At 70.2% G+C, this 12,176-nt stretch carries 8 protein-coding genes, 1 tRNA gene and 1 riboswitch; of the genes, 5 read left to right on the top strand and 4 right to left on the bottom strand.

What is annotated here, in order from left to right:
• Positions 1 to 31 precede the first annotated feature (31 nt).
• Positions 32 to 1,030 carry a chorismate mutase gene (locus Mth01_RS30325; protein ID WP_407695911.1) on the bottom strand — a complete coding sequence of 333 codons (999 nt, stop codon included), beginning with the start codon at positions 1,028 to 1,030 and terminating at the stop codon, positions 32 to 34.
• A gap of 297 nt (positions 1,031 to 1,327) precedes the next feature.
• Here Mth01_RS30325 and Mth01_RS02505 point away from each other — a divergent pair, with 297 nt between their 5' ends.
• From Mth01_RS02505 to Mth01_RS02495, 3 genes are all read left to right on the top strand, one after another.
• A complete protein-coding gene (locus Mth01_RS02505) occupies positions 1,328 to 3,754 on the top strand; it encodes a serine/threonine-protein kinase (RefSeq protein ID WP_204010484.1) in 2,427 nt (808 codons plus the stop codon).
• A 131-nt stretch (positions 3,755 to 3,885) separates the two neighbouring features.
• Complete coding sequence (locus Mth01_RS02500; RefSeq protein WP_204010482.1) at positions 3,886 to 5,544, top strand: serine/threonine-protein kinase; 1,659 nt, start codon at positions 3,886 to 3,888, stop codon at positions 5,542 to 5,544.
• 52 nt (positions 5,545 to 5,596) lie between these two features.
• The gene (locus Mth01_RS02495) at positions 5,597 to 6,865 is read left to right on the top strand and encodes a serine/threonine protein kinase (protein ID WP_204010480.1); all 1,269 of its coding nucleotides are present in this window, start codon (positions 5,597 to 5,599) and stop codon (positions 6,863 to 6,865) included.
• Here the strand turns inward: Mth01_RS02495 and Mth01_RS02490 are convergent.
• From Mth01_RS02490 to Mth01_RS02480, 3 genes are read right to left on the bottom strand one after another with little or no spacing between them, the layout of a single operon-like run.
• Positions 6,849 to 7,778 carry an RluA family pseudouridine synthase gene (locus Mth01_RS02490; protein ID WP_204010478.1) on the bottom strand — a complete coding sequence of 310 codons (930 nt, stop codon included), beginning with the start codon at positions 7,776 to 7,778 and terminating at the stop codon, positions 6,849 to 6,851. The two genes, Mth01_RS02495 and Mth01_RS02490, sit on opposite strands and share 17 nt — an antisense overlap.
• Positions 7,771 to 8,343: a signal peptidase II gene (lspA, locus tag Mth01_RS02485; protein WP_308440765.1), complete on the bottom strand. Its 573-nt coding sequence runs from the start codon at positions 8,341 to 8,343 to the stop codon at positions 7,771 to 7,773. The genes Mth01_RS02490 and lspA overlap by 8 nt, the downstream gene beginning before the upstream one ends.
• Positions 8,316 to 8,711: a TraR/DksA family transcriptional regulator gene (locus Mth01_RS02480; RefSeq protein WP_204010476.1), complete on the bottom strand. Its 396-nt coding sequence runs from the start codon at positions 8,709 to 8,711 to the stop codon at positions 8,316 to 8,318. The genes lspA and Mth01_RS02480 overlap by 28 nt, the downstream gene beginning before the upstream one ends.
• Positions 8,712 to 8,998: 287 nt before the next feature.
• On the opposite strand from Mth01_RS02480, the gene Mth01_RS02475 reads away from it, so the two are divergent.
• A tRNA-Ile gene (locus tag Mth01_RS02475) sits at positions 8,999 to 9,072 on the top strand.
• 258 nt (positions 9,073 to 9,330) lie between these two features.
• A riboswitch (cobalamin riboswitch) is annotated at positions 9,331 to 9,557 on the top strand.
• Positions 9,558 to 9,690: 133 nt separating this feature from the next.
• On the top strand, positions 9,691 to 12,117 hold the full coding sequence (locus tag Mth01_RS02470) for a ribonucleoside-diphosphate reductase subunit alpha (protein WP_239089276.1): 2,427 nt from the start codon (positions 9,691 to 9,693) through the stop codon (positions 12,115 to 12,117).
• The last annotated feature ends 59 nt before the right edge of the window (positions 12,118 to 12,176 follow it).

The raw sequence follows: 12,176 nt of genomic DNA, 5'->3' as shown, positions 1-12,176 counted from the left end.
GACGCATGCCGCGCGCCCCGCGCGTCAGAGCCTACGCGTGATCCGGGGACCCGTGGGACCGGAGTCGCGCATCCCCGCGTTCCGCTTCGGCGAGCCGCAGTCCGGCCTCGATCACGGCGTTCATCACCGGTGCGAGCCGCTCCTCGCCCAGCCGGGGCGCGCGGCGAGCCATCGCGGCGACCAGCCGGCGCTCACGCTCCATGTCCCGCCCCTGGAAGCCGCCGACGGGCTTGAGACGTTGAATGGTCCCGGCCAGTGCCACCCGGCGTTCGAGGAGCGTCGCGAGCGCGGCGTCGACCCGGTCGATCGCCGCCCTCGCCTCGGCCAGCGTGGCGGGCGCCTCGGGCCGGATGAGGGGGGCCAGCACCGTCGCGGCCTCGTGCGCCGCGGTCACCACGGCGGAAGGGGCCCCGGGATCGAGCAGCAGGCCGTCGGCCCCGGCCGCCACCGCCGCGGCGGCGAGCACACCGGCATCCGCGCCGCCGTCCCCGCCGCAGTCCCCGCCGCCGATCGAAGCGATCACGGGACGGCCCGATCGCTCCCGTGCCGCCCGCATCAGCGTGAGGTCGAGCGGCACCCCCTCCAGAGGCGTACGGCTGCCGCTCTCGCAGAGCACCACCAGGTCGTTGCCCTCGGCGACGCAGTAGTCCACGATGGCCAGCCACTCCTCCAACGTGGCGGCCCGGCCGCGCTGCACGATCACCGGCAGGCCGAGCCGCGCCACCGCCCGGACCAGGGCGAAGTCCTGCATCCACGCCGCGCCGACCACCACTCCGTCGGCATGCCGCGCGATCGCGTCCAGATCCGCCGCCGAGAACGGCTCGACCAGGAGCGGCCCATCCCAGCCCGCCCGAGCCCGGCGGATCACCTCGTCAGCCGGGATCCCGCCATGATGGCCGCGCAGACTCAGCCATCGGGCGTCCTGCCCGCCGATCACGGCGACGGGCATGCCTTCGCCGATGGTCAGATCTCCCACTCGTACGGCTCGGCCCCGTACGGCTCGGCGGTCGAGTTGGACTGCGTTCGACATATGGCCTCCACTGTCAGGCCGGCCCACGAGCCGGCTGAGTCAAACCAAAAAGGCAGAGACGGGCGTCTCTGCCTTCAGCCGGCTCCGGATGGTCGCTAACTCACGATCGCGCGACCGGCCCTCCCGGAGCCGGCTGCGTAAACGTGAAGCACTGAGCCATGTCTTCGACCTTAGCACCACGTCGGCGGACCCGAAACGATCTGTCTCATATGCCGGAATAGGTGGATCGGTAGCGATTCGCCCGAGTTGATCCCTTTGCCATCCGTGGGACGATTCTTCCGTCCGGGAGGGGATTAGATGGCGCAAGCGCAAGGCCGGCTCGTGGGGGGCCGGTACCACCTGGTGGAGCAGATCGGCCGGGGTGGCATGGGTGTCGTGTGGCGGGCCCACGACGAGCTGCTGGATCGCGAGGTCGCGGTCAAGGAGGTCCGCTTCGACAGCGCCATGGGCGACGAGCTGAGCGATCTCAACCGCCGGACCATGCGGGAGGCCCGCGCCGCCGGTCGGCTCACCCATCCCAACGTGGTCGTCGTCCACGACGTGATCGAGGAGGACGACCGGCCCTGGATCGTCATGCAGCTCGTGCCGTCCCGGTCGCTCGGACAGGTGATCAGGCAGGACGGTCCGCTCACCCCGGAGCGTACGGCGGAGATCGGCCTGCAGGTCCTCGACGCCCTGCGGGCCGCCCACCGGCAGGGCGTGCTGCACCGCGACGTCAAGCCGGAGAACGTGCTGCTGGCCGAGGACGGCCGGGTGGTGCTGACGGACTTCGGCATCGCCCGCATCGAGGCGGACTCCACGATGACCCGCACCGGCCTCGTCGGCACCCCGGCCTTCATCCCACCGGAACGGCTTCGCGGGTCGGCCGCCCAGCGCGAGTCCGACCTGTGGTCCCTGGGGGCCACGCTGTACGCGGCGGTGGAGGGCAGGCCGCCCCACGACAAGGGCATGGCCATGGCGACCATGCACGCCGTGCTCAACGAGGAGCCGGTGCCGCCCAAGCACGCCGGACGGCTGGGCCCGGTGCTGACCCGGCTGCTCGCCAAGGAACCAGAGGACCGGCCGGGATACGACGAGGTCACCCGGCTGCTGCGGCAGGCCGCCCGCCCCGCCGCTCCCGCTGAAACCGCGACGAAGTCCCCGACACCCGAAGCGGGCCCGACAGATGGGGACGCCTCTCGCGCCGGGGCCAGGCCGTACGCCTCGGAGGCGGAACGGCCCGCCGAGGACGATCGCAGCGCCGCCACCAGGAAGGCCCCCTCGGGCAAGGGAAAGCCGAGCCAGGAGAAGTCGAGCCCGGGGGATCGCAAGCCGCTCCCGGGCACGGGTGCGGTGAACGAGGGGGACGCGGCAGGCCCGGGTGAGATCACCTCGCCCCTCCCCGCTCTCGGCGCCGACGGCCTCCCCATGAGTGAGGCGCAACCTGATCAGGCCAAGGCCGGTACGGCGGGCACCGACAAGGCCCGCCCGGACGAGGCGGCCGACGACAAGGCTTCGGGCAGCAAGCGCTCCGGCGCGGTGGCATCACCGCACGCCGGCAGGTTGACCAAGGACGACAAGCCCGGAAAGCCCAAGAGGCCCGAAAAGTCTGAGAAGCCCGAGAAGATCGAGGGCACCGCGGAGCCCGCCACCGGGCCGGTCGTCGATGCCTCGTCCGATCGGGACGTCGCATCGACCTCCAACGGTGTGGCTGAATCCTCAGCCGCAACCGCCGAAGGCGATGACGGCCCCGAGGCGAAGAATTCCTCCCCTGACTCCTCCCCCGGCTCCAGGAAGGCGCGCCGTACGGCCATGCCCATGCCGGAGACCGGGGCGCAGGCGCCGCCACCGGCGGCGAAGGCCGTACCAGTCGATGCCGGCAGCGCGAAAGAGCCGACGCCTGCCGTACCGGACCCGGCCAGAGCGGCGGTGCCCGCCCAGCCGAGCGCGGGGTGGGCGGCGAGCACCCGCCCGGTCGAGCGGCGGCCGATGCCCCTCGCCAAGGTGGCGCTCGTGCTGGTGCCGGTGCTCGTGATGATCGCGGGAGTGGCGGGCTACCTGGGGCTGCGTGACGGCGAGCGCTCGTCCGCCCAGATGCCCGGCCCGGCGGCAGAGGCCACGGCTACATCCCCGGCAGAGGCATCGCCCAAGAGCAAGAAGTCGCCGAAGGCCGGGACCGCCGCCTCCGAGGCCGCCCCACCGGTGGCCTCCCCCTCCGCGGAAGAGGACGACCAGGCGTCTCCCTCGCCCGAGCCCACACCCGACGACACGGCGAACCCGACCCCCGCGGCGTCGGAGCCCGCCGACGTTCCCGAGGGCTGGCACAAGTACAAGCACCCAAGCGGGTTCTCCCTCGCACTACCGAAGGGGTGGCACGTCGACGGCACGGGCAACGGCGAGGTCCGCCTCCGCGGGAACGAACACACCTACCTGGAGGTTCACCACACCTCCAGTCCCGAGTCGGACGCTCTGAAGGTCTGGCGGCGCGACGTGCCGGGCATGAGCCGGAACTTCCCCGGCTACAAGCTCATCGAGATCAGAGAGGTCAAGGGGTACTGGAAGACCGCGGCCGACTGGGAGTTCACCTTCGGCGACAGCCGGTACCGGTCTCGTGTGATCGACCGCGGCTTCGTCACCGACAAGAACAACGGCTACGCGCTGCTCTACAAGACCCGGGACAAGGACTGGAAAGAGAAGAGGAAGCTCTTCGAGACCATCGCCGCCACCTTCAAGCCCGCAAAGTGAAACAGCGCCTTGTCCGTCGGATGGTCGCCGACTCCGAATAAAAGGGGCAAAATGCAATAAACAGACCTCGACAGTCTGTTCTGTGCCGTGCTCGTACGGCCCCGCATTGCAGAGGCCCGAATTGTGGGACGATGCAGGAGTTCCAGAAGGGGGGCCGCGTGCGGGACGGGCACCGTGTGGCAGGCAGATATCACCTGCTCGAACCCATCGGCCGCGGCGGCATGGGGGTCGTCTGGCGTGCTCACGACGAGCTGCTGGACCGTCCGGTGGCCGTCAAAGAGGTCCTCTGTCACCCCATGAGCGAGGAGGATCGCAGGGAGTTCAACCTGCGGACCATCCGTGAGGCACGCGCCGCCGGCCGCATCGACCACCCGAACGTCGTCGTGGTCCACGACGTCATCGAGGAGGACGGGCGGCCCTGGATCGTCATGCAGCTCGTCAACGCCCGATCCCTGGGAGAGGTGCTGCGCGAGCACGGGCCGCTGGTGCCCGAGCGGGTGGCGGCCATCGGCCTGCAGGTGCTGGACGCGCTGTGCACGGCCCACGCCGCCGGAGTGCTGCATCGTGATGTCAAGCCGGAGAACGTGCTGCTCAGCGCGGGCAACCGGGTCGTGCTGACGGATTTCGGCATCGCCACCCTGCCCGGGGAGACCGCGCTCACCATGACGGGCTCCATCAGCGGCACCCCCGCGTTCCTGCCGCCCGAACGGCTGAACGGCCTGCCCGCCACGCCGGAGTCGGACCTGTGGTCGCTGGGGGCGACGCTGTACGCGGCGGTCGAGGGCCGGCCGCCCTTCGAGCGCAACACGCCCATCGCGACGATGGCCGCCGTCATCAACGACGAGCCGGAACCCCCACGCCGCGCGGGCCCGCTCACCCCCGTCATCATGGGCCTGCTCCACAAGGACCCCGCCCGGCGGATCGACGCGGTGGAGACCGCCGAAATGCTCGGCGCCGTTTCAGCGGGCGGTGGGACAGGCGGCCAGACGGGTGTCCGCTCCCACCCGGCGGTCCCTTCGGCCTTTCACCCGACGGCGCCTCCGGTGCGCTCCCCGGGCGGCTCGGGGAGCACCGTGCCGAGCCCGGCCGACAGCCGTACCGTCCGGCCTGCCGGCCGGAGCCGGGTGATCGTGCTCGCCCTGCTTCCCCTGCTGGTCGCCGGACTCGGAACGGGCGGCTGGTACGGGTACCACACACTGATCGCCGGGCCCTCCGCCTCAGCGGACGCGTCGCCCCCGTCCTCGGCTCCCCCCACGGCTCCCCCCACGGCTCCCGCACCGACCGAGGCGACCGAGGCGACCACTCCCCCGCCTTCACCAGTCCCCTCACCGGCCCCCAGCAGGTCGTTGCCCAGGGGCTGGGCGATGCACCACGATCCGCTGGGCTTCTCGGTGGCGCTCCCGCGCGGCTGGAAGGCGTACGACCGTGAGGCGGCCCGGGTGTGGTTCCGTCGCCCGGGGAACCCGGACTACCTGCTGATCGACGTCACCCAGTGGGAGGAGAAGGATCCGCTCGCCCAATTGGCCCTGGTCGAGGCGGCTTCGACCGGGAAAGGCCTGCTGCCCGGCTACGAGCGGATCAGGCTGGAACCGTTGCGCTATCGCGGAGTCCCGGCGGCGGACTGGGAGTTCACCGCCACCCACAGATCTGGCAAGGTCCGGGTGCTGGACCGAGGGTTCCGGCTGGCCGACGGCCGCTGCTTCGCCGTCTACTGGCAGGTCGCGGACGCCCGCTGGACCACGGGACTGTCCTACTTCCGGGTGTTCGCCGACACATTCCGCCCACGATAGCCGGGACGTCGCTGGGAGTTAGCCCCCGGATGCCGTGAGTAGCGCGTGATCCATGGCTGATGCGCAGACGATCTCAGAACGAGTCGTGGCGGGGCGCTACCGCCTGATCGAGCCGCTCGGGCACGGCGGCATGGGAGTCGTGTGGCGAGCCGTCGACCAGGTCCTGGAACGAGAGGTCGCCGTCAAGGAACTCCGGGAGGCGGCCGAGATGACCGGGCCGGACCGGGAAATCTTCATGGTACGGACCCTCCGGGAGGCGAGGGCCGCCGGACGGCTGAGCCATCCGGGCGTCGCCGCGGTGTACGACGCGTTCGAGGAGAACGGCCATCCCTGGATCGTGCTGCAGCTGGTGCGGTCGCGCACCCTGGGGTCGATCATCCGGGAGGAGGGCGCGCTGCCGCCCCGGCGGGTGGCCGAGATCGGCGCGCAGGTGCTGGCCGCACTGCGCGCCGCGCATGCCGCCGGTGTCCTGCACCGTGACGTGAAGCCCGACAACGTGCTCATCACCGATGAGGGCCGTGCCGTACTGACCGATTTCGGGATAGCCGCCATAGATGGCGACTCGCCCCTGACGCATGCGGGCATGCTGGTGGGCACACCCGCGTTCATCGCCCCGGAGCGTGCGGCGGGCACGCGGACGGAGTGGGCGTCGGATCTGTGGTCGCTCGGCGTGACGATGTTCGTGGCCGCCGAGGGGCGGTCGCCGTTCCAGCGCGGGCGCGCGCTCGCGACGCTGGCCGCCGTGTTGCATGAGGACCCCGGCCCGATGCGCCACGCGGGACCGCTGGCGCCGGTGATCAACGGCCTGCTCGTCAAGGACCCGGCGTGCCGGATGACGGCGCAGGAGGCCGCCCGGCACCTGCACAACGTGGCCACGGGACGGTCGACCGGCCCCATCGTGCCGGCTCAGCGGCCGGCTCAGCGGCCGGGTCCTCGCCACGCCCCGCGCTCCGGCACCCTCACCGAGGCCACCGCGCCCACTCCCGGCCCGCTCATCCCGGACACGCTCACTTACAGGTACGGCTCCCCCGTGCCGCAGGCCTCACCCCGGGCGCGGCGCTCGCCGTGGAACACCGTCATCGGTGCATCCGCCCTGGTCACGCTCGTCGGCCTGGCCGTGGGCGCACTGGCCTTCGTGACCGCGAGAACCGACGCCGCCGAAGTGCCCGAATCCTCGGTCGGCACGCCCACCGTGACGGTCTACGCCACCAGAACGGCCCGGCCCCCGGCCGACAAGTCAGCGGCGAAGCCCATCGCCGGGCCTGAAACCCAACCGAAGGGAGAGCCGGGCGGGGACAGGAGGATCAGCTCTCGGCGTTGACGATCTCCAGTGCGTGGGCCAGATCGGCCGGATAATCGCTGGTGAACGACATCCACTCCCCCGTCGCCGGATGCTCGAAGGCGAGGGACGCCGCGTGCAGCCACTGCCTGGCCACCCCCAGCCTGGCGGCCAGGGTGGGGTCGGCGCCGTACAGGAAGTCGCCGACGCAGGGATGCCGGAGCGCGGACAGGTGGACCCGGATCTGGTGGGTCCGGCCGGTCTCCAGCTTGATGTCGAGCAGAGAGGCCGCCCGGAACGCCTCGACGGTGTCGTAGTGGGTGACCGACTCCTTGCCTCCGGCCACGACGGCGAACCGGCCGTCCCCGGACGGATGCCGGTCGATCGGCGCGTCGATGGTGCCCCGCAGCGGATCCATGTGGCCCTGTACGAGCGCGTGGTAGCGCTTGTCGACCGTACGCTCCTTGAACGCCCGCTTGAGCCGGGAGTAGGCGTGCTCGCTCTTGGCCACGACCATCGCGCCCGTGGTGTTCGCGTCGAGCCGGTGGACGATGCCCTGCCGCTCGGCCGCCCCGCTCGTGGCCACCCGGTGTCCGGTGGCCAGCAGACCGCCGAGCACGGTGGGGCCGGTCCAGCCGACGGTCGGATGCGCGGCCACGCCGATCGGCTTGCTCACCACGACGATGTCGTCGTCCTCATAGATGATCGTCATGCCCGGCGCCGGCTCCGCCACCGGCATCGGGGCGGCGGGTGGCGGCGGGATCGTCACATCGAGCCAGGCTCCCGCGTGGACCCGGTCGGACTTCGCCGGGACGGATCCGTCGAGCAGCACCTCACCCGAGGTGATCAGTTCGGCGGCCCGGGTCCGGGAGAAACCGAAAAGGCGGGCCAGGGCGGCGTCGAGGCGCTCGCCCTCCAGGCCGTCGGGTACGGGCAGGCTACGCCGGTCACCCATCGGTCTCCTCCACCTCCTGCTCGTTGTGCCGGGTGCCGTCGATCTGGTAGCCGCGCCAGGCCAGGAACACGGCCAGGACGCCGCCGCACACGATCGCCGAGTCCGCCACGTTGAACACCGGGAACCGGGTCACGGGGAACACCTGGACGAAGTCGACCACGTGGCCCTGGAGCGGAGCCGGCGCCCGGAAGATCCTGTCCGTCAGGTTGCCCACGGCCCCGCCGAGCAACAGACCGAGCGTGACCGCCCAGGGCAGGCTGCGCAGCCGCCGTGCCGTACGGATGATCGCGAAGACCACGCCCGCGGCTATCAGGCTGAAGACGACGGTCATTCCGGTGCCGATGCTGAACGCCGCGCCGGGATTGCGGATCACGTTCAGCACCAGCACACCGGGGATGACGGTGACGGGCTCCTTGTCTTCGAGGAACTCCACCACCAGGAACTTGCTCACCAGATCGAGCGCGTAGATCACCGCCGCCAGGGTGGCGAGGACGGCTACCCTGCGCGCCCGAGGAGGGCGGTTCTGCGATTCCTCACTCAGCGGCGCTCCTCCCGCTGCTTGCACGCTACGCACAGCGTCGCCCTCGGGAACGCCAGAAGGCGCTCCTTGCCGATCGGCTTGTGGCACGATTCGCACTCTCCGTAGGTCCCTGCGTCGACACGGGCTATCGCCCGTTCGTTCTGCGCGAGCAACTCTCGCGCATTCAGGGTAAGGGCGATCTCACGCTCGCGCTCATATGTCTTCGCCCCAGCGTCAGCGGGGTCGTCCCCAGCGCCCTGGCTGACATCCCCCGACGCCAGTTGCGCCTCAGCCCTCGCGATGTCGGCGTTCAGCTCGTCGACCTCATGCAGCAGCCGCTCGCGGACCTCGGCAAGCTCATCCTCGGACCAGATGTCTTCGCTGGTGGCGGTTCTCGCCGTGCGCGTGGCCATTGCGGGCCTCCCTCTATTCAGGAGCGGTGATGGAGCACATGGGCTGGTCCGGGCAGCTCGGAGGCGACCGGTGACACATCGGCCCGGTTCCTCCTCGTCGTCCTGGACGTCCACGAAGACACACGGCGCCCGTGAAGGGCGCCTACCCGCACAACAATCGCGGCATCTCCGTATGTTCCTCCCACGTATTCCCAGGCGCGCCCGGTCCTACCCACCCGCGGCCCCTCCGCGCATCTGGCGACATCCGCGACCCCCGGGTACGCTACGATGACGCGACGGCGTCCAGCGGGGCTATAGCTCAGACGGTTAGAGCGCTTCCCTGATAAGGAAGAGGTCCCTGGTTCGAGTCCAGGTAGCCCCACCGTGAAGCATCAGTTCAGCGCCCGGATCCGAGCGGCTTCTTGATTTTTCGACCGTGAGTCGGCCGTCGCGCTCACCGGCGGCAGCGGGCGCCGACGAGTTCGAGAGAGTCTTCTCGGTGCTCTTGATCGCGGGCTGCGCCCATGTTCTCTCCCTACACCCCGGCTCTCTGCCGAAAGGCCGTTCTTGCCGGGCACGCAAAGGACATGTGACCACTGTGGCCCGACATGTTGGGTGTGACTTTTCCCAGCCCCCTATATATGGTGGTTGGTGCAGCTGGTTCGTCCGTCCATCCAGGACGGCCGAGGAAAGAGGGAACCCGGTGCGAGTCCGGGACTGCCCCGCAGCGGTGAGTGGGAACGACCGTTGTCACACGCACTGGATCCGGCCTACGAGCGATCTGGGAAGCGACAACCAGTAGGCACACGCGGCGACCTGGCCGCAGCGCCCACGAGTCCGAAGACCTGCCAGCGCGCCGCGCACCGATGAGTGGGTGTGCGGCTGGTCGGAGGCCGCGCGGGACGGCCGATGGCTCTGGCGCAGCCGTTTTCGCGAGCTCGCCGGCATGCCTCCCCCGCGCTGTCTCGGTCCTGTGGATCGAGTTCGCGAGGAGAGAGCTGTGACGGTCACCGGGGTGTCGCCGGGCGGGATGTCGTCGGCGGATGCCGAGCGGCAGGTGTCGATGCCGCGACGAGTGCAGATGCACGTACGCAAGCGCAACGGGACGAGCGAGCCGGTCGACGTCAACAAGATCGTCCGGGCTGTGGAGCGTTGGGCCGACGATCTGTCTGACGTGGATCCGCTCCGTGTGGCGACCAAGACGATCAGCGGCCTGTACGACGGGGCCACGACCGCCGAGCTGGATCGGCTGTCGATCCAGACCGCGGCGGAGATGATCGGCGAGGAGCCGCAGTACTCGCGCCTGGCCGCCAGGCTGCTGGCCGGGTACATCGACAAGGAGGTCCGCGGCCAGGGAGTGGCCTCGTTCAGCCAGGCGATCCGGCTCGGGCACGCGCAGGGGCTGATCGGCGACGTCACGGTCGAATTCGTGACCGCGAATGCCCGCAAGCTCGATGACGCGATCGACTCCGGGGGCGACCTGCGGTTCGAATATTTCGGCCTGCGCACGGTGTACGACCGTTACCTGCTGCGGCATCCCTCCACCCGGTTGGTGCTGGAGACCCCGCAGTACTGGCTGCTGCGCGTCGCGTGCGGCCTGGCGACCACGCCGGCCGAGGCGATCGGGTTCTACCGGCTGATGTCGTCGCTGGCCTACCTTCCCAGCTCTCCGACGCTGTTCAACTCGGGGACCCGGCACACCCAGCTGTCCTCCTGCTATCTGGTCGACTCCCCCCGCGACGAGCTGGGCTCGATCTATGAGCGGTACGCCCAGGTGGCGCAGCTGTCGAAGTTCGCCGGGGGGATCGGCATCTCCTGGTCACGGGTGCGTTCACGGGGGGCGCTCATCCGGGGCACCAATGGGCACTCCAACGGCATCGTGCCGTGGCTGCGCACCCTCGACGCGTCGGTGGCCGCCGTCAACCAGGGCGGCCGCCGCAAGGGTGCGGCCTGCGTCTACCTGGAGACCTGGCACCCCGACATCGAGGAGTTCCTCGAACTGCGCGACAACACCGGCGAGGACGCCCGCCGCACCCACAACCTCAACCTCGCCAACTGGATCCCGGACGAGTTCATGCGCCGGGTCGAAGCCGACGCGATGTGGTCGCTGTTCGACCCGAACGAGGTCCCGGAGCTGCCCGACCTGTGGGGAGAGGACTTCGACGCCGTCTACCGCGCCGCCGAGGACGCCGGCCGATACGTCCGTCAGGTCAGGGCCAGGGACCTGTACGCCAGGATGATGCGCACGCTGGCCCAGACCGGCAACGGCTGGATGGCCTTCAAAGACGCGTCCAACCGGCTGTGCAACCAGACCGCTGAGCCCGGCAACGTGGTGCATCTGTCCAACCTGTGCACCGAGATCCTCGAGGTGTCCAGTGATGCCGAGACCGCCGTATGCAACCTCGGCTCGGTCAACCTCGCCGCGCACCTGACCGGAAGCGAGATGGACTGGGAGCGGCTGCGCGCCACCGTGCGCACCGCGGTCACCTTCCTGGACCGCGTCATCGACGTCAACTACTACCCGAGCCCGCAGGCCGCGGCCGCCAATCCCCGATGGCGTCCGGTCGGCCTCGGCGTCATGGGCCTGCAGGACGTCTTCTTCGCGCTTCGGATGCCGTTCGACTCCCCCCGGGCGAAGGAGCTGTCCACCCTCATCACCGAGGAGATCTACCTGACGGCGTTGGAGACCTCGGCCGACCTGGCCGCGAGGTCCGGCCCGCATCCGGCCTACCGGCAGACCCGGGCCGCCCGCGGACTCCTGCAGCCTGACCTGTGGAAGGTCACCGGCACTCAGAACGAGCGCTGGACGGCGCTACGCGAGCGGATCGCCGAGCACGGGCTGCGCAACTCGCTGCTCATCGCGATCGCGCCCACCGCGACCATCGCGTCCATCGCCGGCTGCTATGAGTGCGTCGAGCCGCAGGTGTCCAACCTCTTCAAGCGCGAGACCCTCAGCGGTGAGTTCCTCCAGATCAACAGCGCGCTGGTAGCGGAGTTGAAGGCGCGCGGCCTGTGGAACGAGGACATCAGGTCCGCCATCAAGCGGGCCGAGGGCTCGGTCCAGGGCATCGGGGAACTCCCTGCGGAGCTGCGCGAACTGTTCCGCACAGCCTGGGAGCTGCCGCAGCGAGCACTCATCGACATGGCCGCCGCGCGGGCGCCGTACATCGACCAGAGCCAGTCGCTCAACCTGTTCATGAGCGCGCCGACCATCGACAAGCTCTCCTCGATGTACCTGTACGCCTGGAAGAGCGGCCTGAAGACCACCTACTACCTGCGGTCCCGTCCTGCTACCCGGATCCAGCAGGCCACGGTGTCCCTCACCGCGCAGAAGACGCAGACGGCCTCCGGGAAGACCACGGTGACGGCCGAGGAGGCGCTCGCCTGCTCGCTGGAGAACCCGGAGTCGTGCGACGCATGTCAATGAGCACGCCCGCGGGAAAGCCGCGCGTCTCCCCGACCCCCCAAGCACTACTCGAAAGGCGA

The organism is Sphaerimonospora thailandensis, assembly GCF_016863115.1.
Taxonomy (GTDB): Bacteria; Actinomycetota; Actinomycetes; order Streptosporangiales; family Streptosporangiaceae; genus Sphaerimonospora; species Sphaerimonospora cavernae.
The sequence above is the reverse complement of the archived record's forward strand: the minus strand, read 5'-3'. Positions and strand labels throughout refer to the sequence as shown.